Raw genomic sequence first — 25922 nt, 5'->3', positions numbered from 1 at the left:
GAAGAAAGGGGAACGATCCCGGGCGCGAAATGATCTAGTCTTGGTCGCCCCGGGAGAGATCGCCATGTACCGCTTCTTCGAACAACTCAGTTCGCGCATCGCCGCACCGTTCGTGGCCGAATCCTCGCGCAACAGCAAGGTCTGGCAGTGTCGGTGTGGCCAGTCGTTGTTCTTTCGCAACAGCCAGTGCCTGGCCTGCTCGGCGCTGCTGGGCTACCAGCCGCAACAAAGCCGTCTGTCCTCGCTGCAACCGGGTCCGGTCGCTGACACCTGGCTGCTGGATGACAACCTCGATGCCGGCGCTTTTCGCCGCTGCGCCAACCTCGACAGCCCGGCCGCCTGCAACTGGCTGATTCGCGCCCACAGCACCAGCTCGCTGTGCGTGGCGTGCAGCCTGAACCGCACCATTCCCGACCTGTCGATCGCGGAAAACCCCGAGCGCTGGTGCAAGGTCGAAACCGCCAAGCGCCGGCTGGTGGCGCAACTGATCAGCCTGGGCCTGCGCGTCGTGCCCAAAAGCGTCGACGAAGACAACGGCCTGGCCTTCGACTTCGTCGGCATCGACCTGGAAGGCAACGCGCCGACCACCGGCCATGCCAACGGCCTGATCACCCTCGACATCAAGGAAGCCGACGACGCCCACCGCGAAAAAATCCGCGTGCAGATGCGGGAACCGTACCGCACCTTACTCGGCCATTTTCGCCATGAAGTCGGCCACTACTATTGGGATCGGCTGATCGCTAACAGCCACTGGTTGCAGCCGTTTCGCAACCTGTTCGGCGACGAACGCGCCAGTTACGCCGACGCCCTCGACCAACACTACCAGAACGGCCCGCGCCCGGACTGGCAACACACCTGCGTCAGCGCCTACGCCACCATGCACCCCTGGGAAGACTGGGCCGAAACCTGGGCGCATTACCTGCACATGATGGACGCCGTCGACACCGCCCTGGGTTTCGGCATGAGCGCCCGCGAGATGGACCTGGATTACCAGCCGTTCCCCCGCGCCAGCCTCTATGACCCCGAACACCCTGGCGGCGCGGCGTTCCTCTCGTTCGTCAATGCCTGGATCGAATTGGCCGGCATGCTCAACGAACTGTCCCGCGCCATGGGCCAGCCGGATTTCTACCCCTTCGTATTGCCACCGGCGGTGATCGCCAAGCTGCACTTCATTCACCTGGTGATCCAGGAAGAGGGCGGCAGGGCGGACGAGGTCCTGCAGGCACAGTCATGAGCCAGTGTGGCAGGGGCAATGCTGACGGCCATGGCAAGTGCTTGAACCTCTTGAATTTTTAATCCAACACCAATGGTTGTAACTTCCGATGAGATCGGTACAATGGCGCGGCTTGCCGAGAGGCGAGCGTCGTTATGGTGACCCCATCGGTCCCCCCGCAACGATTACCCGTGAACCTGGTCAGAGCCGGAAGGCAGCAGCCACAGCGGGAACATTGTGTGCCGGGGTGTGGCTGGTGGGGTTGCCTCCATAACGCAAGTCCTTGAATTCTCAAGGATTTCTCAGGCAAAAATCTCGAAGTGTGACAGCGTTCTGGTACACCTAAGTGATGCACTTCACTGACGATCATAGCTTGCCACGTCCTCGCGATCCAAGTGCTTCCATTCATAGTTTGCGCTCATCATCACCCTTACCCCATGCCGTGCTTTCCCTGAAGTAAGCTAGAAGCGTGTGTTGTCTGCGCTTTGGTGGTGGTATCGTTAAGCCATCATTGATCTGGCAAGGGAGGTTGCATGAAAAGGGTACTGATTCTGGCGGCTGTGGCGGCATTGGCGCTTTCAGGGAATGTTTTTGCTCGCGGAAGCAGTTCCGGCGGTCATACTTCGTACAAATCTAGTTATTCTTATGGGAGTCGTTCTGATCATGCTATCAGTGGATATACGCGAAGCAATGGAACGTATGTCCGACCTTCCCATGCTACAAATCCGGATACCACTAGGAATAATAACTACAGTACGAAGGGGAATGTGAATCCGTACACCGGAAAATATGGCACCAAGCCTCGCGATTGAGGATGTGATCAAGGTTTCAGGTGTCTGTCTGGAGGGGGTTCGAATCCCTATCTCTCCGCCATATTCAGAAAACCCCTTTAATTCAATGAGTTACGGGGGTTTTTCTTTTTGGGTTGTACTATTCGTTTGTACTACTCAATCTGCCCGCTGGCTGCCCTAAGTGCTGAGTTATTTTCTCCAGTACGGATTCGGGGGCCGCAAAACTGATCTTCCCTCCCTCAAGCTTGACCTCAGTCTGAGCAAGCTCCGTCTCGTCAAGGAAGCCTGCAAGCTTCTTTTGTGTAAGCTGCACGATGCCAGCGTTGAGGTCAAAATTGCCGCTACGACGGATAGGCATTTTTCCCATACTCCCCTGTGAATGAGCCTTCAATGTAGCAGTATTTTCTGTGCTATTCGGGCAACTGATGGCGGTTTGCAATGCTTGCGGATAACCTCAAGAAACTACACATGGACGATAGCCGTTAAGGGGGCGTTATGAGGCGAGGAGAGGGTAATTGGCACGAGGCCATGGAGAATGCCGTGGAGTCGGTGGTGACTGAGATCAACGACATCAAGAGATTTCAGCAGGACTGCGAGCGCGACAAAAATATCGCGATGATGATGCAGATGGCTGAAAAGCAGATGACGCACTCAACCAGCTACACAAACCTCATTTTGGTTGCCGGGTACGCTGGGTATTTTGCGTTTTGGTCGACCCTGGTGACAAAGCTTCCAAGCTGGCTGTACGCACTGAGCGGCCTGCTTGCTCTGCTGTCCCTCCTGCTTTTCATCTCTTGGGAAGTGATCAAAATGACTTGGGGCACAGTGCATCTGAACCGTATCAACAAGATGATTATCAAGACGGTACGCGGGCCGAATGTCCTGCAAATCATCGATGCGGCTTCGTCCTTGCACAATGTCAGGATCAACAAGCTTTGGCTGTGGTTCTTGGTTCCGACTCTCATATTTGGGATAGGGGCCGGGCTGCTGCTGTTGGGGTACTTTGCTTTCGAGATTTGGAAGACCGTTTTCTGACTCTCGCCATGCCTCAGTTCTAAAGGCTTCGAACGTGTGGCAAATTGATACCCATCAACCAAAACTACGGATGAGTTATGGCAATCCCTAACGAAGTGCTTCAGCAGGTGCGTGACAACCCAACCGAAGGGGGCATCAGCGTCTGCCGTTTCGCGTTGAAAACAGCGGATTCGGACAGAAATTACGACGGCCGTTGGAGTGAGGAGGATCATGGCGTCTTGATGGAGGGCGCTGCGATTATTCTGCATCTAGAGGAGCAATCTCTGATTTCGCACCTCGTTGCCCCTCCTGATGTGGATAGCGGCATGGAGTACGTATGCGGCAACCTGCGGAAGTTTTTGCAGGATGTACAGCACGAACTGATTGGGCAAACCTCCGCTAGCAAGCTTGATAGCTTGAAGAAGCAATTCGCCGTTACCTTGACGAATGGATTTGGATACGAGTTCACCGATGGTGACTTGAAGCGTATCCAGCAACTGATAAATGAGTTGCGTGAGATGGTGAGTGCAAACACCGAGTTGGATGAAGGCCACAAGCAACGCATGCTCAAGCGCCTTGAGAAGATGCAGTCGGAGTTACACAAGAAAATGTCCGACATCAGTCGCTTCTACGAATTGATGGGGGATGCTGGTGTGGCTCTAGGCAAGCTGGGCGAAGGCGCCAAGCCATTTGTGGATAGGATCAAAGAGATAGTTGATATTGGCTGGAAGTCGCAGGCTCGTGCAGAGCAGTTGCAATCAGATGCCGAGAATCCAATGATCGGACATGAGTCAGAGCCAAAGCTTTTAGACTGATGCAAACCAATGCTCCTGTCTCATAACTCAGAGCGTCTTTCCACACCAATATCTATCCCCCGCGCCGCGAGAGTCACGCACTTGAAGGCGTTCTTCGATTTAGCTCAGGGAAAAATAATGGAGCGAGACATCCCGAAACCGGGGTTATCACCTGAGCTACTTAACGCGAACACGGCCACCCTGTTTTAAAAGCTGAGTGATTCTAAAATAAGTGACGGACACCCTACGCACGGCCTGTCTTCTGTGGCTGGCTGTGACGCTTTCGGTGACGTGTGGTCGGGTTGTGTTGGGCGAGGCTTGGTGCTGTATCAGCGTGGCTTGTATAGGCTGTATGACGCTCTGTGACAACGTGCTGTGACTGTACGAACTGAGGGCATGACGATACCCGTTCAATGGCGGGCTATGTGTTAGTTACCGGGTGAATTCGCTCGCCACTGACATTGAAGCGCGTCAGTGAAAAATGGCTGTAAGCCTTGATATACGTGGTCTGTAGGCGAATCCATTCCGTTAGAATGTCTACTACTGGTGCTGTCTTGCACCTCCTCAAGATCGGGCTGGGGCCAGGTTCAACGAGTGATGTGCCGCGCCTGAATCAGTCTGGTTTGGCGACACGCTGAACAGTGGATACAGCACAACCAACGGTCTTGGCAGTCATACGCAATGACATGTTAGAGGCGAGACAAGCCTTGATCCGGTCGTGCAAAGCTTTGTCGGTCTTGCGGCCTGTGTAGACGCCACCAACTTTGGCGGTTTTGATTCCTTCAGCTTGACGGCGGCGACGGTCTTCATAGTCCTTTCGTGCTACTGCTGCCAGCATATCCAACAACATGTCATTGATGGCGGTGAGCATACGCCCGGTGAAGTCATCACCTTTACGGGCTGGCTGCATCGACTGGTGCGAGGTTGGCAGGTCGAGTGCCACAACCAATACGCCCTTGGCTTTGAGTTCTGCACGTAGCTTCTGCCAATCAGCCTCATTCAAGCGTGACAGGCGGTCTACCTGTTCAATCAGGAGGATGTCGCCAGCTTCGCAGTCACCCAAGAGGCGGAACAACTCAGGACGTTGCAGCGTGCTACCACTTTCGTTCTCGGTATACCACGACGCTACACGTTGACCGCTCTCAGCGGCGAAAGCCTTCAACTGATCTTTTGCACGGGTAGCGTCTTGTTCAGTGGTGGATGCACGAAGGTATCCGCGAATGTACATGTCAAAGTCTCTCTGCACCGTTTTAGATGTACCGATTATAAATGTACTCGGTAGGGTGGTCAACGAGCCTTATTCGGTACGGTTTTAGCAGGCGACGGACGGTACTCGATGGGGTATACCCATATGAATACGATCGATATCTCCGCTACCCAGCACGTATACTCCGAAGAGATCACGTCACCGGTAGGCGAATGGCCCATGGCACAGAAGAAGAAGGACGGCAAGCAGTTAGAAAACGTCGTGACGTACATCGAGAGCTTACGGCTCCCGCGGGATTGGACGATCACGCCCCGAATGCTCAGCAGTACTGCTAAGGGAAGGCCAGGAGCGGAGCTCGACATTATGGTTGAGGGTAAGGTCGGTACGATCGACTTTAAATGGCTCATTGAGTGCCGAGACCGCCCGTCAGAGGGACCCGCCCCAGCCTCGTGGATCGAACAGCTCATTGGCAGAAGACAGAGATTCAACCTTTCCCGCGTAACGGCAGTGTCTACAACCGGTTTCAGTGCTGGTGCATTGGAGGAGGCAGAACGTTTTGAAATTGACACTCGAGAATTCAAAGAACTGTCCCCGTCTGAATTCGAGAGCTGGCCAGAGCTGATCGGCATGCCTCATCGAACAGAGATACGCTACCTTGATCGAGTTGAATTCGACATAGAGTCACTGCCGCCAACAGTCAGCTTGGAGAGCTTGAACGAGGCGTTACAAGGCGATCAAGCAAACCTGATGCTTCGCAATTTGAATACCGGCATGACCATCACCCCGCGTGAAGTCTTTACAAATACGCTCGGGAACCATCCAGAGCTACTGAGTGGCTTAACGCCGAATGGTCCAGCATTACCAGTGCATTTCAATGTCACATTGAATGAACCTCATGCTTTGTATACGTGCGAGGGTCCAGTGCCTGTGGCCCTACTAAGGTGTACAGGCAGCATTCAATGGCTTGAGGAGCATAAACCCTTGGTGTTTTCAGGCGAGTACTCCCGCAGCCCAACAGGCGAAACGATCTCTCGATTGCGGATGTTTGAACCGCTGGAGGTGCTGGGCCTGAATTTACAGATGGAAATCCATGAGTCTCCCGATGTCCCCGGCTCGACAGTCGTATTCAGGAGTGTCAGCGAGGCTCCACGTCAGGCAGTCAAAAAAACCAAGTCTTCAACTTGATCAGGGGCGAGAAAGGGGTTATTGACGGAGTTTGAGAATTCCAGCGGTGATAGCGGACGCGTTCGCATCGAGGGTTTCCAATGCAGCGACGGCGTGCTCATGGGCCTCGCTTGAACCACTGGCTCTAGCCCATAGAGCTACTTCTTCGATTGCAGCGGCTAGCGCGTACTGGTTGTGCAGCAGGAGGGTTAACACGTCTGCTGTTGCTATTCGGGCATCTGCGTTGTCTGGCATAGAGGGCGTCCTTGAGTGTGTAGCTCACAGAGTAGACCAGGAGAGTCGTCACCTCCTGCTGGCAGGTTCGACAGGAGAACCGGATTGATCACTTTCGAACGTCTCGGTCAAAAGACAACGAAGGTAAGCCTCGCCTGATGGCATGATCTGAACGTCCAAGAAATGACGCTGCCAAAAGACTCACCTTCTAATGCCGCGACATGGCCCTGCCGCAGGAACTCGTTCATGAGGATGACATCTTCGGGTCTCGAAATGGTCATTGCACCAGCAGCAATCTTCTTTAACAGGGGGAGTTGGAGCTTCCGTTGATCGTCCAAGGTCTGCACCTTCTGTGGGGCTTGATACTTGGATGGCCATGAGTTGGCTTGATCAGTTCAAAGACCTTCAAACAGTTGGGATAAAGTCATTCCCACCCATCAACAAAGCTCCTTGGCCGCGTCAAAGCTTGGGTTGGCAGTCTAAGTCTTTTTCTACCAATTGGATTAACTTGGAAGGGCTGCATTTCGTTAGATCAGGACTTCCACGTTTATTGCCATTAACGTCTCTCCGCTTAAAATTGGATAGAATCGGACTCTAGTATTTAGCATAAAAGCCTTTTTTCTATCCGACTCTACAATATTTTTGACAAAAAAGAAGTGCTTTGTGTCCTTGTCGCAAACGATAAAACCTGCGTCTCGATTATCTGTAATGTATGTGATTACTCCTTCTATTTTTCCAGGAAAGGAAGCTTGCTCTATTAAATCGCTGCTTATTTGAGCGACCCTAGCGATCCACTGTCCATCATTGAGTGTTCTATCCTTGTTTATCTTTTCCGTACCTAAGACGTAGTGGGTAGGCAGGTCTTTTAATACCGAGTAGGCGTAGTCGAAGGAGTAAATGGTGCCTCGTCGTCCAGCACCCAGCTCCTCTACATTGAGGATGTTATATTCCTTTGATTTGTTTGTGTATCTGTACAACATGGGCGACATGCTTGGAAATGTAAACTTATATGCTCTTCGTGCTTTGCATATATTGACTAGTGTTTCTAGAAAGTCTTTCTCTAGGTTGCTGAAAAGCGACTCCGTGCTGTCTGCATGCTCCCTAAGCGCTTCAAATACATGCTCCTTGTTAACGGTAGGGTTTTCGCTGTCATCCCGAAAAGCTACACTCATAGAAATATCTAAGAGTTGCATCAATCTACGCATGTTTCCTTCCGATGCATAAATTAGTTGCTCTAGGCAATCCCCGTAATGGTTTGGGCTTAAATCGAATACGTCCGAAGCAGTGAATTGCGTTTCAATATGTGACTCAGGGTTTAGATAGTTCTCAATGAGAGATATAACCTTTTTACGAAATTTCAGATACTCTCTAGGTGCCTCAAAAGCGTCCTCGAGCCTAACAGCATCCCCGTAACGGGTTTCGGTCAACATGTCAGAGTATGAGTGTGGATACACTGCGATTTTCGTCCTGATAAACTCAGCTGTCCTGAACTGATTCATGAGGACTTCAAAGAAGGCCGGTCCGTCGTCGTTATGGAAAAACTTTTTATCCAATGATCCGGCTTCATCGATAAGCAAAAGTATTTTGCCAGACTGTCCCTCAAGGAGCGTGCGGTAGCACTCTGCGATATCCTTTATACCTGGGTTTGGCTTGTTTTTTATTTCAGTTAAAAGCGAGCTTTTCCACTTGGCAGACAACTCAAAAAAGCTAGGTTTGATCCCGCCTTTGAGTCCGAGCTCTGTCGTAATTCTATCCACATATTCTTCGCTCCCCATCTTAGCTAACTGCTTTAAGCTTTTCGATAGCTTGTGAGCCGAGTACATCTCATCTTTAAGGACTTGGAATCCCGAGTGTAGTCGTGCCAGCTCTTTGCTGTCTTCTAAGTGAAGGTATATGCTTGTAAGCTCTTCAATGATTTTTATGACTATTGCTTTATATATGTCGGCCGGGTTTTGTATGTGTTGGAAGTCGCTCAGTCTAACGAATACAGGTAGAATTACATCGCCGTTACCCTCCAGTAGACTTGGAACGATTCCATATAAATAAAAGGCGTAGTTTGCCCTGAGATACATGGTTTTGCCTGATCCCATGCGACCTTTTATTATTGAGTTTTCATAGTCGAAGGGGGTTGTTAAACCAGATAACGGATTTACATATAGATTGAGAATGTCTGAAAGCTCAAACTCGTCCGCATTGCGCGTTTTGAACGGCCTTGATCTAAAAAGTTTTTCTATCTCGCTCATTACGGTCATGTCCCTATGCTCAAAGGAATCCTAAATATCTGCCTTTCTCATCGCAGATACTCTCAGCTACGCATCTATAGCATTGAGGGGTGACGGCCGTCCAGTGAGCAATAGCATTGCAGAAGGTAACTGCGGCACAAGTGCATCACCGGTCGCCTGTACGTAGGTTGTACGCGAAGGCCGCATACAGCTCAATGCCCTGAGTTTTTACGGTAGCCTTGCTTGCAATTGTGGAAATACTGGAGAGGAGAAAAAACCACGGGAGGTCTAGCTATTGATAACAGCAGAATCAGAGGATGGGATTTGGAACAATGACGCCGTTCGCCTGAACCACTGTCAGAGAAAAGCCATCACACCTCTGTGCCCTGTATATCTGAGTGCCTCTAGAGCAGGGCTTGCAATAATGTTGAGCTCAGGTTGAATGATTGCTTCTGGCGGTACGTTCTTCAATCGTTCCGCAACTTTTCCTGAAACGAACTCTTGAATCTGTTCGTAGCCCCAGATCATAAGGCCCACAGGGGACAGAGCCATATTGATCGTTTTGGCAACCATCTCCAATGCTTTTTGATTCGCCTTGAACATCCGCCATGCCACATCCTCCTAGGATGCAAAACAAGATAATCGTCAATACCTGCTTTCAGCTACAACCCCTCAAGCAGCTCAGAAAGGGATACGCCCAACCCTTCAGCAAGCACCTTGGCAGCATCTAAGCTGGGGTTGGCTGTGCCCGTTTCAATTCGTGACATGTACGTTCGAACGAAGCCACACCGATCAGCAAAAGCTTCCTGACTGAAGCCCTGACTGGTGCGTAGCTCTCGGATTCGTTGGCCGAAGCCCTTTCTAAGATTCTGATTTGGTTGCATGTCTGAATGATGGTCGGATGCACTCCAATCGTGAACACACCAACTGATGACACACCAGATGATACATTGCTATCCTAACCGTCTATACAAGCGAGCAAATCGGAGGGGCGCGCGAGCAAGAAAATCTGCATTCACCAGCAATGCCGAAGGGTACGAGTCATTGAATTGCTAGGTGGCGACTGAAAATAAAATGTAATCACTGTTCAGAGGTGTGGTCGATGCGTTCAACGAGTGTTAAGTTTTTTTTAATTGCGTATTTTTTTTGTGCGGATGCTTGGGCTCAAACTACCATGGGATATTACCGAACATGTGCTAATTACAATCCGGACTATGAAGAGGTATATGAGAATTCTAAAAAAAATCCACTTGTCGACGGTGTTGGTGATCTAAATCAATATCTTCGCGAAAGTGGCTGTCGTAAACAAATTATTAGGGCTGTAGAGGTTGTCAGGGAGCAAAGTAAATCTTGTGTGGTGCCTAGTTATCCTGACTATGATACTTACCAGCGTGGTTTGATAGGCTATCTAAAAAGAAGTGAATTTCAGAGTAATGGTACTTTAATGACGGCTCCGATTGAAATGGTGGCTCCTGATGTCTTGAGGTATATGCTCAAGTGTTTTGAGTTTAAGTAGGCGCTTTTACATTGGGTGGGATTATTTGTCTGATTGTTTTCTGGTGATGGTGGTTTTTTGTTGGGGGGGATGAGACTGCACACCTTTCCTATTAGACTTCTTAGGATTGATGTGCAGATTTTATCTTGAAATCTTTTACTAAGGTTGCAATGTGCATTGCTTTATTTCAGGCGACCTGAAGTCGCCAATCTTCTCTCCAACTTGGTAGGGTGTTTCGATGCACGCCGGTTAGGCGAACTATCTCAGCATTCCTCTTTCCTTGTGCGAACAGCTTGTAGACTTCAACTCTGCGTGGATCCAGAGTCATCCTACGGTCTTCACTCACTGGACACATTTCAGACAGACTCCAATCGATCACTGCATCCGGCATATAGGTGGATATAAGATACTCAGCTACTCGCCCATCTTGCACAAACAGTTGTATCGGCTTGGTATTGCTTCTGTCTCGTAATGCTGTCCTTGTAGCTGCCTGTAAGCTGGGTTCCAAAAATCTGGTGACGATGAATCCTTGGCGAAATACGCGACCATACTTGGCTGCCAGAAACTCTAACGCGAGCTGATCGGATGGCGATGGGTTCCCACCAAACAAGAGAATGGCATCAGTTTCGCCCTGGTACTCGTTCAGGCCCCGACTATCGATTGAGCAGCGGTGAACGGCCCCCCTTGGCAACCATCTGAAACTAGCCCAACCGTTGCAGAATAGCAGTGGAGTTCCAGTAGCCCGCTTAAGAACTACCTCCAGAATGTGGTCAATCACCAGATTCTCCCCCTGCTTCTGGTGATCAGTAGTGCTGCTGTTATGAGCCGTCTCAGTCACTGCGGATTTACTGTAATTACGTCCCTTGGGCATGACAGGGTAGATCGTGACAGCAGAGGTGTAGCCATCAAACGTTGGTGTGAATTCCGACCGTGCGTATGTGAATCCATGTACCTGAGCAAAATCATCGAACTGGCTACCGGCGACACTTGCCGCAAGAATATGCACCTCTTCTGCCGCTGCTAGTGTATCCCAGCAACTGGACTCAATAACTGCTCGAACATACCTGTTGCCATTAGGAATAGGCGAATCAATAAAGACCGGATGCCCATCTTTTAGGCATTCGTATATGCGAGCCCCTTCCTTACTCAGCATCGATGTGCGTTCCGCACCTGCTGACACAGCCTTGAAGGTCGCGAGTGTTGTTTCAACCGCTTCAGAGCAACCCTCTCGAATGTATAGGCGCCCGTCGTGCTCCATCGCATTCACCAGTAGCTGATCTAGTTCTGACGGTTCGAAAGGAAATGCTGGAAAATCAACCGCAGTCGGTAGTTCATCGATGACTAGCATCCAGCCAAAAAGCAAATTGGATTGTATGGAAAAGATGCTGTGATGTGTCGTGATAATCAGATGGCTTTCTTTCTTTTTCAAAGCAGACTCTAGTTCTGAGCCAACGTGATCACAGGTGGTGGAATTGATGACGCGGTAAGAAAGGTCAGCAGGCAAGCGGCTAATAAAGCTATCGGTGAGGTTGAGGGTTGGGAGTGCAAGAACGATGGATCGTCCCGCTGAAAGTAGAGATGGAATCTGGTTAATTAATGCTTGAGTCTTACCCGCGCCTGGAGCGGATACAGCGGTGTAGATCACTTTATTGGGGGCGAAACAGGTCATCATCATTTCTCCTATTTAAGTTCACGTCATTGGCGTTACCTCGGGTATTGCCGGCTGTGTTGGTTAAATGACACCCACAAAAAAGCCCCATCTAAAACGCTGTATGAACAGTGTCCGTGTGAGGCTCTTCGAGGTGTCGGTCTGTCCGTTGAGACAGGAGAGCATAATGCACTTTTATACTGCTCTTGTCAATCCGGCTGTTGACGTGGTGCAAAACTACTGATCTAGAAAAGGTCGCTTGAGTGCTTCTGTGCGTTCCACCTTTCCTGCGAGAGCAATGCTGTAAAGAACTGGTTTCCGGTGGGAGAGAAAGCGTCTTGCTTAGTCTAGATGGCCATGTAAACCCGTAAACATTGGGCTTGGCCTAAAGGACGTCAGGATAACGTCAATTGGAGTGTTGGGTTTCATTGAGGTTTTCGATACCTTTTCTGAGGTTAAAGTATGTGCGTCAGCGCCTCAGCCATCGCTTTCAAGGGGGTCCTGCTGCCGTAGATGCCGAACGTGACTGAACTGTCCTCATGTCCGACCATTCGTTTAATAAGCGAGTCTTGCACGCCAGCATCACGAAGATCGTCAATAAACGTGTGACGGAAACTGTGGAACGTTTTACGGGGATTGGTAATACCCATCTTCGTCTTGAATCGGCTAAACCACTTACTGGGTGCATGGCCCAGCTTTCCACGAACTGGCTCAAGTTCTGCGAACAGGCGTTCAGAATTGCTAGCTCGCACCTGCTTAACGAAGTCGAGCAATCCAAGCTGGATCAGTGTCGGGTGTATCGGGAGAGTGCGACGGCTGCTGCTGTTCTTCAAGCTTTGTGTTGAGTGACTGTCATCGATACGGATGCACCGGATACCCTGTTGCTCGATAAAATCATCTGTATGTAACTGGCACAGCTCTTCCAGCCTTGCCCCTGTGAAGCGGCCCAGCAATGGTATCCAGTAACGCCATGGATGCTTGCGAGCCTCAGCCTTGAGTGCATCTAGATTAAGCAGCGTTATCAGGTCTACTGATTCAAATGACAACCGAGCTTCTTTGGCTGATCCTGTCATTGCTTTCAGTCCCTCCAGTGGATTGACCGTGATGTAGCCGTTGCTCTTGCACCAATTCATGAATGCCGAGAGCTTGCGTAGACGGTTGTTAACGGTTACGGCGGTGATGGTTTTGTACGTGCCGCCTGATTCAATGACTTCAGCTAATGTCTTGCCCTTGAACTGTGGCAGGAGGGCGAAGTACTGAGGGCAACGGTTCAGACGGTCTTTCAGCATGCGAGCTTGTTGCACATCGAACGCGGAAGCTGACATGTCGCCCATCAGCTCAAAAAGGTCACGTAACGCCCGTTCAACTTCGTGCGCGCTCACCTCTCGCCATGTTCCTCCGGCTTTGCCTTCAGCGATGTATTTTTTTGACAGCTCGGCTAGCGTTGGGCCTTGAGAGGCTTGCGTCGGCAAGCGCTCTACGGTGCGATTTGGCGTGTGTAGTGATGGTGGGGCAGGTATAGCACTACGCCATTTCATGCACAGCTTATGAAGCGTTTCCACAGGCTCTGTGGGGTGTTTTGCCAAGTGTTGATGGACCTGCTGAGCAAGTGAGGCAGCAACGAAAGTTGCTGCTTGGCGAGTGGTCAGATTCAAGCTCAAACGCAAAGTGTGACACCTTGGGAAGAGGTGCTTGGGCAGTCGGAGATTCAGGTAGTAGAAGGCTCCGCGACGGATCAGATATGCCATGTGTGTGACACCGATGTGTGACAGCAAAGTGTGACAATGCTGGCTACACTCCGGAATTTTGACTGCGCGTGCTGCGTGTCCGCACGGTAGACGTATTGCTACCACATCAGCCTGAAACCCTTACCCTATATGGCCCGCAACGATTACCGAACATGCTTGCATGCCACCTGGTCAGAGCCGGAAGGCAGCAGCCACAGCGGGAACATTGTGTGCCGGGGTGTGGCTGGTGGGGTTGCCTCCATAACGCTCCTCCTTGTAGTAGCCCTTCTGTTTCAACCCCCTTTGTCTTCTTTTCAGTCGTCTGCCAGTATTTTATTGCGCAGCCTATGATGTGGTCGGCGTGCTGGCCTTCAAGGATGGCTGGGCCCAGGTCGAGTTCGTCAATGCTCCGGATCGGTCGTTCCTCGGCTGGATCAGTACGCGCGATTGGCTACTCCGAAAAGCTGATGTTCGATCAGTGTTGGCCGAAGGTTTCGCGCAGCAGCCCAGCGAATGCATCCCTGGCCAGATGTCGCTGCGTGTCCTTGTGCCAGAACAACAGGTTATCCACGGCCGCCAGTTCTTCGAATCGATACGAGGCCAACTGACTGGTCTGTTCATAGCGCGCCAGAATGCCCTCCGGCGCCAATGCCACGCCAATCCCCGCGCTGACGCAGCCGATGATCGTGCCCCAACTGGCGTAGCTGGCGATGGCCGGCTTGAGGTCGTGGGGTTTGACCCAGTTTTCCAGGGCGGCGCGATAAGGGCAGCCGGGTGGCCAGACCAGCAGGGTGCGTCCTGCCAGGTCCTCGGCGCCGTTGATCGGCGCGCTGGAGGGGCTGGCGATCAGCACCAGGCGTTCGCTGTAGACCACGCTGTGTTCGAGCTTGGTGCGTGTGTTACCGGCGGCTACCAGCGCCACGTCCAGGCGATGGTGTTGCAGGTCGTCGAGCAGTTGGCCCCAGGCACCCGTCACCAGTTCCAGGCTGACGTCGGGGTAGCGTCGATGGTATTCCGCCAGCAGCGGTGGCAGGCGGCCGCTGGCACTGGACTCCACCGCGCCGATACGCAAGGTGCCCCGCGGGATCGCGTTGGCGTCCACCGCTCGTTTGGATTCGTCCACCAGTGCCAGGATGCGCTCGCAGTAATCGAGGAAGATTTCACCGGCGGCACTGATCGCCAGCCCGCGTCCGGCACGGATGAACAGCGGCGTGCCCAATTCGCTTTCCAGCTGTTTGATGCGCGTGGTGATGTTCGACGGCACGCAATGCAATTGCAGCGCGGCTTGGGCCACGCTGCCGGTTTGCGCCACGGCTCGCACCATCTTCAGTTGGGCCATTTCCATCGCTCAGTTCCACTGATTTCAGAAGTCAGAAACGCTTAATTGTCCTGCCGCATGACCCGGCCAAGACTGGCGGCACTCCTTTTCTGTTTCTGGATGCCGTCGATGAATGCCCCGTCACCCGCAAAGCTTACGCTAGTCATCGCCAGCGTGATCCTCTGTTGGGCCTATTCGCCGATTGGCGTACACGTGGGGCTGCACAGTTATAGCCCCGGCCAGTTGGCGTTGTTGCGGTTTCTGGTCGCATCGGTGTTCATGGGGGGTGTGGCGTTGGTGCAGGGCATCAGCCAGCCGCGCCTGCGGGATGTGCCATGGTTGCTGGTGCTGGGATTTTTCGGGGTGTTCCTGCATCACACCTGCCTCAACTACGGGCAGCAATGGGTGACAGCGGCGGCATCCAGTGTATTGGCGCAGTCGGCACCGCTGTTCAGTGTGCTGATTGCGTTTTTTGGCTTGAAGGAGCGGATCAGCGCCTGGCGCTGGAGCTGCGTATTGCTGGGGTTGCTCGGCGTGCTGGTGGTGATCTGGGGTGAGCAGGGGGTGGGTGACATCGATCCACGTGGTCTGTTGATCCTGCTGGCGGCGGTGTCGTGGAGCGTGTATTTCGCCATCCAGAAGCACTATGCCCACCGCTACAGCCCGTTGACCCTGGCGTGCTACATGGTGTGGTCGGGCACCCTGATGCTCTGCGTGAACCTGCCCGGCCTGCCCGCCGCCATGGCGCAGGCGCCCTGGCCGGAAAACCTGGCGGTGCTGGTCCTGGGCATTTTCCCCAGCGCCCTGGCGTACCTTGCCTGGGCCTACGTGTTGAAGCATGTCGAGGTCAGCCGTGCATCGGTCGCGATGTACCTGGTTCCCCCGGTGGCCATGGCGATGGCGGCGACACTGCTGGGCGAGCACCTTGCCGGGCAGGTGATGCTCGGCGCGGTGATTGTGCTTGCCAGTGTGGCGGCCATCAGCCTGGAAGGACGCTGGCGGCGCTGCTCAGTCGCTCATGCAGAACGCCCGCAACCGATGGCCGTCGAGGTCCTGGGCGACAAAGGTGTAGCCAAAGTCCACGACGGTCGGTGACTGAATGATCGTGGCGCCACGTTCCAGCCATTGGTCGTGCAGGGTGTCCACGGCGGCTTGGTCGGGCAGGGCGAAACCCACTTCGCCGCCGCCGCCCGTGGCTTGGGCCGCCGGTTCCACGGTGTGGCGCGACCACAGGCCCAGCTTTACACCATTATTGAGAATGAACAGGGCAAAGGTCGGGTTCAATTCAACCGGTGCTTTGTCCAGCAGGCGGCTGTAGAAGTTGGCGCTGGTGGCGGGGCTGTCGACATACAGCAGGAAGTAATGAGCAGCGGTGTTCATGGGGGCTCCTTGAGAACGGGGGTTGGTTGAGCCCAGTCTATAAGGTGGCTCTGTCAGTTCTTGTCAGGAGCGTGCAAGGGCACTGCGTTTTCGCCGGTGTACAGCTTGATGATGTCGTCGATTTCGCCTGACGTCTTCATCTGCAGCAGGGTGCGCAGGATTTGTTGCACCGGCAGGTCCGGGTCGTTGCGCACGACGCAGCCCAGGCTTTGCTCCTCGATCATGGCAACTTTGTGCAGTCGCTGATCCATCGGCAGGTTCTGGTTGAAGCGGTCGACGATCCATTCATTGGCCACCGCATACTTGAAGCGTCCGGCCACCAGTTTGTGCAGCACCTGCTCTTCGCTGCGGGCGTCGTCGCGCCTCAATTGGCCGTTGGCGAACAGCGGGTCGAGTGTGGAGTAGCGGTAATTGAGCACTGTTCCGATCGACTGCGGCGCCAGCCGGGTCACTTGCACCGGATGGCTGTGAGCGCTGACCAATACGTTGCGCTGGACCAGCAGCGGTAGGCTCCAGATGTAGTCGTCAGACAAATTGTCGAGCCAGGCCTGGGTGACATAACAGCGCACATCGATGTCGCCGTGGGCCATCGCGTTGGCAATGCGTGCGCGGGACAGTACGTGGAACTCGACCGGGCGGCCGACCTGGGTGGCCAGGCTCAACATCAGGTCATACAAAATGCCCTGGGTGGGTCGGCCGTCCTCCACCTGCACCATGGGCATCGCCCAACTGTCGGAAACCGAGAAGCGCAACGGTGCGGGCGCCGCCAGGCAGGCCGTGGTGATTATCCATAAAGCGCCCAGGACTACGCGCATACACTCTCCGGGTTCAGGCCTTTTCAAGGCCAATCAGGCAATCTTAGTCAGATTAGGCAAGCGTGCCGGATGCAATTTCCCCCTTGCTCCGCTAGCATTACCGGCTCCGCTTCTCAGTTGCGACGGTTTTCGATGAGTTATCAGGTTCTTGCACGTAAATGGCGCCCGCGCTCGTTCCGCGAAATGGTCGGCCAGACCCATGTGCTCAAGGCTCTGATCAATGCCTTGGACAGCCAACGGCTACACCACGCCTACCTGTTTACCGGTACTCGCGGTGTCGGCAAGACTACCATTGCCCGAATCATTGCCAAATGCCTGAACTGCGAAACGGGTATCACCTCGACGCCCTGCGGCACCTGCTCGGTGTGCCGCGAGATCGACGAAGGGCGTTTCGTCGACCTGATCGAGATCGATGCCGCGAGCCGCACCAAGGTCGAAGACACTCGCGAGTTGCTCGATAACGTGCAGTACGCGCCGAGCCGCGGCCGCTTCAAGGTCTACCTGATCGACGAAGTCCACATGCTCTCCAGCCACTCGTTCAACGCCTTGTTGAAAACCCTGGAAGAGCCGCCGCCCTACGTCAAATTCATCCTGGCCACCACCGATCCGCAGAAACTTCCTGCAACGATTTTGTCGCGGTGCCTGCAGTTTTCCCTTAAAAACATGACCCCGGAGCGTGTGGTCGAGCACTTGACCCACGTGCTGGGTGTCGAGAACGTGCCGTTCGAAGACGACGCACTGTGGCTGCTCGGCCGCGCCGCCGATGGTTCGATGCGTGATGCCATGAGCCTCACCGATCAGGCCATCGCCTTTGGTGAAGGCAAGGTCATGGCCGCCGATGTGCGAGCGATGCTCGGCACCCTCGACCACGGCCAGGTATTCGACGTGCTGCACGCGCTGATCGAAGGCGACGCCAAGGCATTGCTCGAAGCTGTGCGCCACTTGTCGGAGCAAGGTCCGGACTGGAACGGCGTGCTCTCGGAAATCCTCAACGTGCTGCACCGCGTCGCCATCGCCCAGGCCCTGCCGGAAGGTGTCGACAACGGTCACGGCGACCGCGACCGCGTGTTGGCCCTGGCCCAGGCGTTGCCGGCCGAAGACGTGCAGTTCTACTACCAGATGGGCCTGATCGGTCGCCGGGACTTGCCCCTCGCGCCGGACCCGCGCGGCGGCTTCGAAATGGTCCTGCTGCGCATGCTGGCCTTCCGGCCCGCCGATTCGACAGACGCGCCGAGACAGCCGCTAAAGCCAGTGGGGATCAGCCAGGCCACAGTTGATTCCGCCAAACCCGTGGCTGGCGCAGCGGTGGTCGCGCCAGTGGTTGCTGCACCTGCACCTGCACCGGTTGTGCCGGTACCTGAGCCTGTGGTTGTCGCGCCTGTGGTCGCGCCTGAGCCGGTGGTCGAGCCAACCCCGGCCCCGGTGGTCGACTTGCCCTGGAATGCCCCGGTGGAGGCTGAGCCCGCCGTGGAGCCCATGCTGGAAACCGCCAGCGAGCAGCCCGAGCTGACGCCGATGCCCACACCGACCCCGGACAGCGTGGTGCCGGACGCGCCGGAGTGGGTCAGCGCGCCCGCCCCCGAGCCGACCGTCGCCCAGGTGGACGCCGCAACGCACGGCATCGACCTCGACGACGAACCGCCGCTGGACGAAGACTACATCGAGCCGGATATCGATTCGGCCTACAGCTACCTGGACGAACTGGCCAGTGAGCACGCTGCCGAGCCGGCCCCCGAACCCGAAGCGGAACCCGCTGCGGCGCCGGCCACCGGCCTGGCCCTGCAATGGCTGGAGCTGTTCCCGAAACTGCCGATTTCCGGCATGACCGGTAGCATCGCCGCCAACTGCACCCTGATCGCCATCGAGGGCGACCACTGGGTGCTGCACCTGGACCCGGCCCACAGCGCCCTGTTCAATGCGACCCAGCAGCGCCGGCTCAACGATGCCCTCAACCAGTACCACGAGCGCACGCTGACCATCGCCATCGAGTTGATCAAGCCCGAGCAGGAAACCCCGGCCCAGGCCGCGACCCGCCGGCGCCTCAATCGCCAGCGCGAGGCCGAGGAGTCGATCCACGGCGACCCGCTCATCCAGCAATTGATGCAACAGTTCGGTGCGGTCGTCCGTCACGATACTATTGAACCTGTCGAAGCCCCGGTGCCCCAGGCGTCATAACACCGGGCTACTTATTGATCCACGTACTTTTGAGGTGATTCCCATGATGAAAGGTGGCATGGCCGGCCTGATGAAGCAGGCGCAGCAGATGCAGGAAAAAATGGCCAAGATGCAGGAAGAGCTGGCCAACGCCGAAGTCACCGGTAAAGCCGGTGGCGATATGGTCAGCGTGGTGATGACCGGTCGTCACGACATCAAGCGCGTGAGCATCGACCCGAGCCTGCTCGAAGGCGTCAGCGATGACGACCGTGAAGTGCTGGAAGATCTGTTCGCCGCGGCCGTCAATGACGCTGTGCGCAAGATCGAAGCCAACAGCCAGGACAAAATGTCCGGTGTGACCGCTGGCATGCAACTGCCTCCGGGCATGAAACTGCCGTTCTGATCGGCCAGTCTTAGCTAGACTGAAATGCCAGGCATCGCGCCTGGCATTTTTTTGGCTGCTCACCCCTCTGCATTTGCTACCGGGCGGCAACTATGTCGAACCTCGGCGCCTTGGCCAGTGTCTGCACTTAATGCCATTGAATTCGCTCATCGATAAAGGAGTCCCTCGATGCCTCAAGCACCGATTCTTAACCAGCGCATTGTTCTGGTCTCGCGCCCTCACGGCGCGCCAACCCCGGAAAACTTCCGCCTTGAGCGCGTGACGCTGCCGGAACTGGCAGACGGCCAAGTCTTGTTGAAGACGCTGTACCTGTCCCTCGACCCCTACATGCGTGGGCGCATGAGTGATGCTCCGTCCTACGCCGCTCCGGTAGAAATCGACGAAGTGATGACGGGTGGCGCTGTCAGCCGTATCGAGCAGTCGCGCAACCCGAAATTTGAAGTGGGCGACCTGGTGGTCGGCTCCATCGGCTGGCAAAGCCACAGCGTTTGCGACGGTCGCAACCTGATACCGGTGCCCAACGGCCTGGCCAGTCCGTCGATGGCATTGGGTGTGCTGGGCATGCCGGGCATGACCGCCTACATGGGCCTGATGGACATCGGCCAGCCCAAAGCCGGGGAAACCCTGGTGGTGGCGGCAGCGTCCGGTGCGGTGGGCTCGGTGGTGGGCCAGGTGGCCAAGCTCAAGGGTCTGCGCGTGGTGGGGGTTGCGGGTGGGGCCGAGAAGTGCCGTTACGTGGTGGATGAGCTGGGCTTTGATGCCTGCATTGACCACAAAAGCGAGCACTTCGCCGATGAATTGGCCCATGCCTGTTTCAAGGGCGTGGATATCTACTTTGAAAACGTCGGTGGCAAGGTGTTCGATGCCGTGGTACCGCTGCTCAACCCCAAGGCACGGATTCCGCTGTGCGGGCTGATCGCCGGCTATAACGACCATGAAGCGCCCAGTGGCCCTGATCGACTGCCGGCGCTGCAACGCACCTTGCTGACCAAGCGCGTGCGTATCCAGGGCTTTATCGTGTTCGATGACTACGGCGATCGCCAGCCGGAATTCCTCAGTGCCATGGCGCCGTGGGTACGTGACGGCAAGATCAAGTTCCGCGAAGACGTGGTCGATGGCCTGGAACAGGCGCCCGAAGCGTTTATCGGTTTGCTCGAAGGACGCAACTTCGGCAAGTTGGTGGTGCGCGTCGCGCAGGATTGAGCATTTGACGCTAATCCGAGGCGCGGGTATAAACCGCGTCTCGTTGTTTTGTCGGACCCTTCGCCCATGAGCTTCAGCCCCCTGATTCGCCAACTGATCGACGCCCTGCGCACTTTGCCCGGTGTCGGCCAGAAAACCGCCCAGCGCATGGCGCTGCAACTGCTGGAGCGTGATCGCAGCGGCGGCACCCGGTTGGCCCAGGCCTTGAGCCAGGCCATGGAAGGCGTTGGCCACTGTCGCCAGTGCCGTACCCTCACCGAGGAAGAACTCTGCCCGCAATGCGCCGACCCGCGCCGCGATGACACGCTGCTGTGCGTGGTGGAAGGGCCGATGGACGTGTACGCGGTGGAACAGACCGGTTATCGCGGGCGCTACTTCGTGCTCAAAGGCCATCTGTCGCCGCTGGACGGTCTGGGGCCGGAAGCCATCGGCATTCCGCAACTGGTGGCGCGGATTGAAGCGCAGGGCACCTTTACCGAGGTGATTCTGGCCACCAACCCAACCGTGGAGGGTGAAGCGACCGCGCATTACATCGCCCAACTGCTGAGCAACAAAGGCTTGGTCACCTCACGTATCGCCCACGGCGTACCGCTGGGTGGCGAGCTGGAGTTGGTGGACGGCGGCACCCTGGCGCATTCGTTTGCCGGTCGCAAACCCATCGCGCTTTAAGCCACGCGGCAGGACAAAGTGTGGGAGGGGGCTGTGTGGTGTCGGTGATAATCCTCAGCGCTCGCTCAACGCAAACTGCGTCAGGCAAAACGTCGCAATCCCCATATCTTCCAGGCGTTGCGAGCCACCCAGCTCCGGTAGGTCGATAATCGCCGCCGCTTCGAACACCTTCGCGCCCATGCGCCGCACCAGGTTCGCTGCGGCGATCAGCGTGCCGCCAGTGGCAATCAGGTCATCGAAGATCAGCACCGAGTCGCCTTCACACAGGCTGTCGGCATGCACTTCGAGGAAGGCTTCGCCGTATTCGGTCTGGTAACCCTCGGCCAACACGTCGGCCGGCAGCTTGCCCTGTTTGCGGAACAGGATCAGCGGTTTGTTCAATTGGTAGGCAATGATCGAGCCGATCAGGAAACCCCGGGCATCCATCGCACCGATATGGCTGAAATCGGCTTCGACGTAGCGGTGGACAAAGGTGTCGGCCACCAGGCGCAGGGCCTTGGGCGACTGGAACAGCGGCGTGATGTCGCGAAAGATCACCCCAGGCTTGGGGAAGTCGATGACAGGGCGGATCAGGGATTTGATGTCGAACGAATCGAAGGTCATCGTCGCAGAGTCCTGGGGCGGAAAACGGACTCGAAGTATACCTTGCGGCCTTGCCGATTGGCGCGGCCGCAAGTGTCTGGATCAGCCCTCCAGGGAGCCGCCCGCCAACGCACACAGTTGGATCGGGTCGAGGATATGCACTTCCTTGCCTTCGGCGGCAAGCAGCTCGTTCTGCTGGAAACGGGTAAAGACCCGGGACACGGTTTCTACCGCCAGGCCCAGGTAATTGCCGATTTCATTGCGCGACATGCTCAGGCGGAACTGGTTGGCCGAGAAACCACGGGCACGGAATCGCGCTGACAGGTTGACCAGGAAGGTGGCGATACGCTCGTCGGCGGTTTTCTTCGACAACAGCAGCATCATTTGCTGGTCGTCCCGGATCTCGCGGCTCATGACACGCATCAGTTGGCGGCGCAGCTGCGGCAATTGCAGGGCCAGTTCGTCCAGGCGTTCGAAAGGAATTTCGCACACCGATGTGGTCTCCAGTGCCTGAGCCGACACCGGATGAATCTCGGTGTCCATCCCCGACAGCCCGACCAGCTCGCTCGGCAGGTGGAAGCCGGTGATCTGCTCTTCGCCGCTGTCGCTCAGGCTGAAGGTCTTCAATGCACCCGAACGTACTGCATAGACAGAATCGAACTTGTCGCCCTGGCGATATAGAAACTCGCCTTTTTTCAGTGGGCGCCCGCGTTTAACGATTTCGTCCAGCGCATCCATGTCTTCCAGATTCAATGAAAGTGGTAAGCAGAGGGGCGCCAGGCTGCAATCCTTGCAATGGGCCTGGCTGTTAGCGCGCAGCTTAACGGGCTCGGACATTTCTTAAATCCTTGTGGGAAAACACACATAAGACATAAGGGTAACGCACTGTGGGTAGAAGAGGCCAGCATGGACGAAAAACCGATGCCGGGATAAAGATTATTGTATCGATGCCGATACAAGTCAGTGTCCCTTAGAGCCTGGAGGCTCACATCATGCTTTCCATCGGTGAAAACTCTGCTGCCAAGCTGCCGGTTCCGGCGGTTCGCGAGCCCAAGGACCTGGTGGCGGAGGCTAAAGAAGCCAAGGCCGCCAAAGCACTTGAGGACGCCACATCAGCGCCGCTGAGTCCGGCCAAGGCGGTCGAGGGCGTGACCGTGACTATTTCCGGCGCGGCATTGAAGGCTGCGGGTGCCGCGAAGAAAGCCAACAGCGATATCGAAGAGAGTGGCCTGCCGGATAACATTCAGCAGACGCTGAAAATGATCCGTCAGATCAAAGAGCAGATCGCCAAGAAACAGGCCGAGCTGGCCGCCGTGATGGCGGACACGAACCTGACGCCTGACCAGGCGCGGGTCAAGGCCAGCAACCTGCAGGCCTCACTCAGCGCACTGCAGGCGAGCCTGGTGACCGCACAAGCCTCACTGGCCAAAGCCATGAAAGGCCTGAGCGGCGAAGACGCCATGAAGGCGGCCTCCCTGGCGATGGCATAGAACCTTCAGATCACCCGCGAAAAGCGCTGCCGGTTCTGATGCTCCAGATAGGCATCGAACACCATGCACACCGAGCGCACCAGCAGCCGTCCGGCGGGGAGGACGCGAATGCCTTGTGCGTCGAGTTCGATCAGGCCGTCTTCGGCCATCGTCTCAAGTTGTGACCAAATCTCGTCGAAATAGCCGCGAAAATCGATATTGAACGCCTGTTCGATCTGCTCGAAGGTCAGGCTGAAATTGCAGATCAATTGCTGAATCACTTCCCGCCGCAACCGATCGTCCGTGGTGCAGACCAGGCCGCGGTTGGTCGCCAGTTGCGCATCGGCCAGGGCGTGCTGGTAGCTATTGATGTCGCTGGTGTTCTGGCAATACAGATCGCCGATCTGGCTGATGGCCGAGACCCCGAGCCCGATCAGGTCGCAATGACCGTGGGTGGTATAGCCCTGGAAGTTGCGTTGCAGGGTGCCTTCTTCCTGGGCGATGGCCAATTCGTCGTCCGGTAGCGCGAAGTGGTCCATGCCGATATAGCGGTAGCCAGCGTTGGTCAGCTGTTCGATGGTGGTTTGCAGCATCAGCAGTTTTGCCGCCGGGGACGGCAGGTCATCGGCGTTGATCCGCCGCTGAGGCATGAAACGTTCCGGCAAATGCGCATAGTTGAACACTGACAGGCGATCCGGTTGCAGCTTGATCACCTCTTCCACGGTGCGCGCGAAGTTGATCGGGGTTTGCTTGGGCAGGCCGTAGATCAGGTCGATGTTGATCGAGCGGTACTGCAGGGTGCGCGCCGCATCGATCACGGCGCGGGTCTCTTCCAGGCTTTGCAGGCGGTTAACCGCGCGTTGCACTTCGGGGTCGAGGTCTTGCAGGCCGATACTGACGCGGTTGAAGCCCAACTCGCGCAGCAGCCCCATGGTTGCCCAGTCGGCTTCGCGCGGGTCGATTTCGATGCTGTAGTCGCCGGAATCATCATCGAGCAGGTTGAAATGCTTACGCAGGGAGGTCATCACCTGGCGCAACTCGTCATGGCTGAGAAAGGTCGGGGTGCCGCCGCCGAAATGCAGCTGTTCCACGGTCTGTTTCGGGTCGAGGTGGCAGGCGATCAGTTGGATCTCCTGTTCCAGGCGCTGCAGGTAGGGCTGGGCGCGGCCGCGGTCCTTGGTGATGACTTTGTTGCAGGCGCAGTAGTAGCAGATGTTTGCGCAGAACGGCACGTGTACATACAGCGACAATGGCCGTGCAGCCTTGCGGCTGTCGCGCAGGGCGTGGAGCAGGTCGAAGGAGCCGACCTGGCTGTCGAATTGCACGGCGGTGGGGTAGGACGTGTAGCGTGGCCCCGCCAAGTCGTAGCGATGAATCAGATTGCTGTCCCAACGAATGGCGTCGAGCATGCGGGCGTTCCCCCGGATAGACTAATTGGTCGAGTCTAGGGGCGTGGCGGATATGGCATCTTGATTTGCATCAACGGGGAGCGGCGCTATGCCACATGGCCTTTTAGTGGCCCATTAGCCAGTGCTGATGGGGGCCGGGCAAGGTCCAAATCCCGAACAGCATCACCAGCACGCCGCCGGCCATGCGTACACTGCGCTTGCGCAATAGTGCCGTGACGCGTTCGGCGGCCAGCCCGGTCGCCAGCAGCACTGGCCAGGTGCCCAGGCCGAACGCGAGCATCAGCACCGCACTGTCCAGCGCATTGCCTTGGCTGGCGGCCCACAGCAGGGTGCTGTAGACCAACCCGCACGGCAACCAGCCCCACAGCGCGCCCAACAGCAGGGCGCGGGGCAGGCTGGATACCGGCAGCAAACGGTTGGCGAACGGCTGGATGTGCCGCCACAGGCCGCGACCGAGGCTTTCGATGCGGGTGAGGCCGCTCCACCAGCCGGCCAGGTACAGGCCCATGCTGATCAGCAGCAGGCCGGCCAGCACGCGCATGAACATCGCCGCAGGGCTGTTGGCCACGGCCCAGCCGGCCAGGCCGATCAGCAGGCCGGCGGTGGCATAGCTGAGGATACGCCCCAGGTTGTACGCGAGCAGCAGGCGGAACCTGCGGCTGCGTTGCTCTTTGGGGATCGCCAGGGTCAGCGCGCCCATCAGGCCGCCGCACATGCCCAGGCAATGGCCGCCACCCAGCAGGCCAAGGATCAGCGCGGAGACCAGCAGTGGCGCCAAATCAAGCATGGGGCGGATCTTTGGGGTCGGCGCGGGGCTCGGGGCTATTGGCCTCGTCGATGGCGGCCAGGTGGTTTGGGTCCTGATCGTCGAACAGCACGCTGTGGGCCGGGCCATCGAGGTCGTCGTACTGGCCGCTGTCCACTGCCCAGAAGAAGATATAGATGGCGATGGCCACAATCAGCAGCGCCGCTGGAATCATTATGTATAAAGCTGGCATCTGCACTCCATGC

28 protein-coding genes and 1 other RNA gene are annotated in these 25922 nt (G+C 56.0%); 12 read left to right on the top strand and 17 right to left on the bottom strand.

What is annotated here, in order from left to right; genetic code table 11:
- The first annotated feature begins 64 nt into the window (after window positions 1–64).
- Entirely contained in the window at window positions 65–1234 is a 1170-nt protein-coding gene (locus tag MOQ67_RS23575) for a zinc-binding metallopeptidase family protein (protein WP_253397894.1), read from the top strand.
- A gap of 144 nt (window positions 1235–1378) precedes the next feature.
- An RNA gene (gene ffs / locus MOQ67_RS23570) (signal recognition particle sRNA small type) lies at window positions 1379–1475 on the top strand.
- 668 nt (window positions 1476–2143) lie between these two features.
- On the opposite strand, the gene MOQ67_RS23565 is transcribed toward ffs, so the two are convergent.
- The gene (locus MOQ67_RS23565) at window positions 2144–2362 is read right to left on the bottom strand and encodes a hypothetical protein (RefSeq protein ID WP_448675623.1); all 219 of its coding nucleotides are present in this window, start codon (window positions 2360–2362) and stop codon (window positions 2144–2146) included.
- A 194-nt stretch (window positions 2363–2556) separates the two neighbouring features.
- Here MOQ67_RS23565 and MOQ67_RS23560 point away from each other — a divergent pair, with 194 nt between their 5' ends.
- Complete coding sequence (locus tag MOQ67_RS23560) at window positions 2557–3039, top strand: hypothetical protein (protein ID WP_448675622.1); 483 nt, start codon at window positions 2557–2559, stop codon at window positions 3037–3039.
- 77 nt (window positions 3040–3116) lie between these two features.
- On the top strand, window positions 3117–3833 hold the full coding sequence (locus MOQ67_RS23555; RefSeq protein WP_448675621.1) for a hypothetical protein: 717 nt from the start codon (window positions 3117–3119) through the stop codon (window positions 3831–3833).
- Between the two features lie 592 nt (window positions 3834–4425).
- Here the strand turns inward: MOQ67_RS23555 and MOQ67_RS23550 are convergent.
- The gene (locus tag MOQ67_RS23550) at window positions 4426–5040 is read right to left on the bottom strand and encodes a recombinase family protein (protein ID WP_448675620.1); all 615 of its coding nucleotides are present in this window, start codon (window positions 5038–5040) and stop codon (window positions 4426–4428) included.
- A gap of 198 nt (window positions 5041–5238) precedes the next feature.
- On the opposite strand from MOQ67_RS23550, the gene MOQ67_RS23545 reads away from it, so the two are divergent.
- The gene (locus MOQ67_RS23545) at window positions 5239–6204 is read left to right on the top strand and encodes a hypothetical protein (protein WP_448675619.1); all 966 of its coding nucleotides are present in this window, start codon (window positions 5239–5241) and stop codon (window positions 6202–6204) included.
- Window positions 6205–6222: 18 nt separating this feature from the next.
- Here the strand turns inward: MOQ67_RS23545 and MOQ67_RS23540 are convergent, their stop codons facing one another.
- The 5 genes from MOQ67_RS23540 to MOQ67_RS23520 all read right to left on the bottom strand — a co-directional run bounded on the left by MOQ67_RS23540 (window position 6223) and on the right by MOQ67_RS23520 (window position 9523).
- Window positions 6223–6438, bottom strand: a complete 216-nt coding sequence (locus tag MOQ67_RS23540; protein WP_448675618.1) for a hypothetical protein — start codon at window positions 6436–6438, stop codon at window positions 6223–6225.
- 107 nt (window positions 6439–6545) lie between these two features.
- Window positions 6546–6755, bottom strand: a complete 210-nt coding sequence (locus MOQ67_RS23535; protein ID WP_448675617.1) for a hypothetical protein — start codon at window positions 6753–6755, stop codon at window positions 6546–6548.
- A 189-nt stretch (window positions 6756–6944) separates the two neighbouring features.
- Window positions 6945–8660: a hypothetical protein gene (locus MOQ67_RS23530; RefSeq protein WP_448675616.1), complete on the bottom strand. Its 1716-nt coding sequence runs from the start codon at window positions 8658–8660 to the stop codon at window positions 6945–6947.
- 336 nt (window positions 8661–8996) lie between these two features.
- Window positions 8997–9242 carry a hypothetical protein gene (locus tag MOQ67_RS23525; protein WP_448675615.1) on the bottom strand — a complete coding sequence of 82 codons (246 nt, stop codon included), beginning with the start codon at window positions 9240–9242 and terminating at the stop codon, window positions 8997–8999.
- Between the two features lie 59 nt (window positions 9243–9301).
- Complete coding sequence (locus tag MOQ67_RS23520; protein ID WP_448675614.1) at window positions 9302–9523, bottom strand: helix-turn-helix domain-containing protein; 222 nt, start codon at window positions 9521–9523, stop codon at window positions 9302–9304.
- A gap of 218 nt (window positions 9524–9741) precedes the next feature.
- Here MOQ67_RS23520 and MOQ67_RS23515 point away from each other — a divergent pair, with 218 nt between their 5' ends.
- Window positions 9742–10155, top strand: coding sequence for a hypothetical protein (locus tag MOQ67_RS23515; protein ID WP_141123250.1), 414 nt, complete (start codon window positions 9742–9744; stop codon window positions 10153–10155).
- Between the two features lie 166 nt (window positions 10156–10321).
- Here MOQ67_RS23515 and MOQ67_RS23510 read toward each other — a convergent pair whose 3' ends face one another.
- From MOQ67_RS23510 to MOQ67_RS23500, 3 genes are all read right to left on the bottom strand, one after another.
- Window positions 10322–11806, bottom strand: coding sequence for a hypothetical protein (locus tag MOQ67_RS23510; RefSeq protein WP_448675613.1), 1485 nt, complete (start codon window positions 11804–11806; stop codon window positions 10322–10324).
- Between the two features lie 431 nt (window positions 11807–12237).
- Complete coding sequence (locus MOQ67_RS23505) at window positions 12238–13530, bottom strand: site-specific integrase (protein WP_448675612.1); 1293 nt, start codon at window positions 13528–13530, stop codon at window positions 12238–12240.
- A 454-nt stretch (window positions 13531–13984) separates the two neighbouring features.
- A complete protein-coding gene (locus tag MOQ67_RS23500; RefSeq protein ID WP_253397892.1) occupies window positions 13985–14854 on the bottom strand; it encodes a LysR family transcriptional regulator in 870 nt (289 codons plus the stop codon).
- Between the two features lie 102 nt (window positions 14855–14956).
- Between MOQ67_RS23500 and MOQ67_RS23495 the strand changes: the two genes are divergently transcribed.
- Complete coding sequence (locus MOQ67_RS23495; protein WP_321848563.1) at window positions 14957–15922, top strand: DMT family transporter; 966 nt, start codon at window positions 14957–14959, stop codon at window positions 15920–15922.
- Here the strand turns inward: MOQ67_RS23495 and MOQ67_RS23490 are convergent.
- On the bottom strand, window positions 15836–16207 hold the full coding sequence (locus MOQ67_RS23490; RefSeq protein WP_448675611.1) for a VOC family protein: 372 nt from the start codon (window positions 16205–16207) through the stop codon (window positions 15836–15838). The genes MOQ67_RS23495 and MOQ67_RS23490 overlap by 87 nt on opposite strands.
- Before the next feature lie 53 nt (window positions 16208–16260).
- Entirely contained in the window at window positions 16261–17022 is a 762-nt protein-coding gene (locus tag MOQ67_RS23485) for a substrate-binding periplasmic protein (protein ID WP_253397886.1), read from the bottom strand.
- Between the two features lie 132 nt (window positions 17023–17154).
- On the opposite strand from MOQ67_RS23485, the gene dnaX reads away from it, so the two are divergent.
- The 4 genes from dnaX (at window position 17155) to recR (ending at window position 21451) form a co-directional block, all read left to right on the top strand.
- Window positions 17155–19197 (top strand): DNA polymerase III subunit gamma/tau, encoded by a 2043-nt coding sequence (dnaX, locus tag MOQ67_RS23480; RefSeq protein WP_321848559.1) that lies wholly within the window; start codon window positions 17155–17157, stop codon window positions 19195–19197.
- A gap of 43 nt (window positions 19198–19240) precedes the next feature.
- A complete protein-coding gene (locus tag MOQ67_RS23475; RefSeq protein ID WP_017527493.1) occupies window positions 19241–19579 on the top strand; it encodes a YbaB/EbfC family nucleoid-associated protein in 339 nt (112 codons plus the stop codon).
- Between the two features lie 168 nt (window positions 19580–19747).
- Complete coding sequence (locus MOQ67_RS23470) at window positions 19748–20782, top strand: NADP-dependent oxidoreductase (protein ID WP_448675610.1); 1035 nt, start codon at window positions 19748–19750, stop codon at window positions 20780–20782.
- 66 nt (window positions 20783–20848) lie between these two features.
- A complete protein-coding gene (gene recR, locus MOQ67_RS23465; RefSeq protein WP_017845247.1) occupies window positions 20849–21451 on the top strand; it encodes a recombination mediator RecR in 603 nt (200 codons plus the stop codon).
- Window positions 21452–21505: 54 nt separating this feature from the next.
- Here the strand turns inward: recR and MOQ67_RS23460 are convergent, their stop codons facing one another.
- Window positions 21506–22054 carry an adenine phosphoribosyltransferase gene (locus tag MOQ67_RS23460; protein WP_253397880.1) on the bottom strand — a complete coding sequence of 183 codons (549 nt, stop codon included), beginning with the start codon at window positions 22052–22054 and terminating at the stop codon, window positions 21506–21508.
- A gap of 81 nt (window positions 22055–22135) precedes the next feature.
- On the bottom strand, window positions 22136–22870 hold the full coding sequence (gene fnr / locus MOQ67_RS23455; protein WP_017845249.1) for a fumarate/nitrate reduction transcriptional regulator Fnr: 735 nt from the start codon (window positions 22868–22870) through the stop codon (window positions 22136–22138).
- A gap of 155 nt (window positions 22871–23025) precedes the next feature.
- Between fnr and MOQ67_RS23450 the strand changes: the two genes are divergently transcribed.
- Window positions 23026–23523 carry a hypothetical protein gene (locus MOQ67_RS23450; protein WP_448675609.1) on the top strand — a complete coding sequence of 166 codons (498 nt, stop codon included), beginning with the start codon at window positions 23026–23028 and terminating at the stop codon, window positions 23521–23523.
- A gap of 5 nt (window positions 23524–23528) precedes the next feature.
- Here the strand turns inward: MOQ67_RS23450 and hemN are convergent, their stop codons facing one another.
- The 3 genes from hemN to ccoS all read right to left on the bottom strand — a co-directional run bounded on the left by hemN (window position 23529) and on the right by ccoS (window position 25909).
- Entirely contained in the window at window positions 23529–24911 is a 1383-nt protein-coding gene (gene hemN / locus MOQ67_RS23445) for an oxygen-independent coproporphyrinogen III oxidase (protein WP_253397876.1), read from the bottom strand.
- A 103-nt stretch (window positions 24912–25014) separates the two neighbouring features.
- Window positions 25015–25698: a sulfite exporter TauE/SafE family protein gene (locus tag MOQ67_RS23440; RefSeq protein ID WP_321848554.1), complete on the bottom strand. Its 684-nt coding sequence runs from the start codon at window positions 25696–25698 to the stop codon at window positions 25015–25017.
- Window positions 25691–25909 (bottom strand): cbb3-type cytochrome oxidase assembly protein CcoS, encoded by a 219-nt coding sequence (ccoS, locus tag MOQ67_RS23435; RefSeq protein ID WP_321863732.1) that lies wholly within the window; start codon window positions 25907–25909, stop codon window positions 25691–25693. Before ccoS ends, MOQ67_RS23440 begins: the two co-directional genes overlap by 8 nt.
- Between the last annotated feature and the right edge of the window lie 13 nt (window positions 25910–25922).

The organism is Pseudomonas sp. LY-1, assembly GCF_053502595.1.
This window is presented reverse-complemented; position numbering and strand designations above follow the sequence as displayed.

Coding starts and splice junctions, on each gene's coding strand:
- MOQ67_RS23500 (WP_253397892.1), bottom strand. CDS start 14,854: ATGGAAATGGCCCAACTGAAGATGGTGCGAGCCGTGGCGCAAACCGGC.
- hemN (WP_253397876.1), bottom strand. CDS start 24,911: ATGCTCGACGCCATTCGTTGGGACAGCAATCTGATTCATCGCTACGAC.
- MOQ67_RS23525 (WP_448675615.1), bottom strand. CDS start 9,242: ATGTTCAAGGCGAATCAAAAAGCATTGGAGATGGTTGCCAAAACGATC.
- fnr (WP_017845249.1), bottom strand. CDS start 22,870: ATGTCCGAGCCCGTTAAGCTGCGCGCTAACAGCCAGGCCCATTGCAAG.
- MOQ67_RS23450 (WP_448675609.1), top strand. CDS start 23,026: ATGCTTTCCATCGGTGAAAACTCTGCTGCCAAGCTGCCGGTTCCGGCG.
- MOQ67_RS23475 (WP_017527493.1), top strand. CDS start 19,241: ATGATGAAAGGTGGCATGGCCGGCCTGATGAAGCAGGCGCAGCAGATG.
- MOQ67_RS23460 (WP_253397880.1), bottom strand. CDS start 22,054: ATGACCTTCGATTCGTTCGACATCAAATCCCTGATCCGCCCTGTCATC.
- MOQ67_RS23540 (WP_448675618.1), bottom strand. CDS start 6,438: ATGCCAGACAACGCAGATGCCCGAATAGCAACAGCAGACGTGTTAACC.
- MOQ67_RS23550 (WP_448675620.1), bottom strand. CDS start 5,040: ATGTACATTCGCGGATACCTTCGTGCATCCACCACTGAACAAGACGCT.
- MOQ67_RS23505 (WP_448675612.1), bottom strand. CDS start 13,530: ATGGCATATCTGATCCGTCGCGGAGCCTTCTACTACCTGAATCTCCGA.
- MOQ67_RS23440 (WP_321848554.1), bottom strand. CDS start 25,698: ATGCTTGATTTGGCGCCACTGCTGGTCTCCGCGCTGATCCTTGGCCTG.
- MOQ67_RS23530 (WP_448675616.1), bottom strand. CDS start 8,660: ATGAGCGAGATAGAAAAACTTTTTAGATCAAGGCCGTTCAAAACGCGC.
- MOQ67_RS23510 (WP_448675613.1), bottom strand. CDS start 11,806: ATGATGACCTGTTTCGCCCCCAATAAAGTGATCTACACCGCTGTATCC.
- recR (WP_017845247.1), top strand. CDS start 20,849: ATGAGCTTCAGCCCCCTGATTCGCCAACTGATCGACGCCCTGCGCACT.
- MOQ67_RS23565 (WP_448675623.1), bottom strand. CDS start 2,362: ATGCCTATCCGTCGTAGCGGCAATTTTGACCTCAACGCTGGCATCGTG.
- MOQ67_RS23470 (WP_448675610.1), top strand. CDS start 19,748: ATGCCTCAAGCACCGATTCTTAACCAGCGCATTGTTCTGGTCTCGCGC.
- MOQ67_RS23555 (WP_448675621.1), top strand. CDS start 3,117: ATGGCAATCCCTAACGAAGTGCTTCAGCAGGTGCGTGACAACCCAACC.
- MOQ67_RS23545 (WP_448675619.1), top strand. CDS start 5,239: ATGGCACAGAAGAAGAAGGACGGCAAGCAGTTAGAAAACGTCGTGACG.
- MOQ67_RS23490 (WP_448675611.1), bottom strand. CDS start 16,207: ATGAACACCGCTGCTCATTACTTCCTGCTGTATGTCGACAGCCCCGCC.
- MOQ67_RS23515 (WP_141123250.1), top strand. CDS start 9,742: ATGCGTTCAACGAGTGTTAAGTTTTTTTTAATTGCGTATTTTTTTTGT.
- MOQ67_RS23495 (WP_321848563.1), top strand. CDS start 14,957: ATGAATGCCCCGTCACCCGCAAAGCTTACGCTAGTCATCGCCAGCGTG.
- MOQ67_RS23485 (WP_253397886.1), bottom strand. CDS start 17,022: ATGCGCGTAGTCCTGGGCGCTTTATGGATAATCACCACGGCCTGCCTG.
- MOQ67_RS23575 (WP_253397894.1), top strand. CDS start 65: ATGTACCGCTTCTTCGAACAACTCAGTTCGCGCATCGCCGCACCGTTC.
- dnaX (WP_321848559.1), top strand. CDS start 17,155: ATGAGTTATCAGGTTCTTGCACGTAAATGGCGCCCGCGCTCGTTCCGC.
- MOQ67_RS23520 (WP_448675614.1), bottom strand. CDS start 9,523: ATGCAACCAAATCAGAATCTTAGAAAGGGCTTCGGCCAACGAATCCGA.
- ccoS (WP_321863732.1), bottom strand. CDS start 25,909: ATGCCAGCTTTATACATAATGATTCCAGCGGCGCTGCTGATTGTGGCC.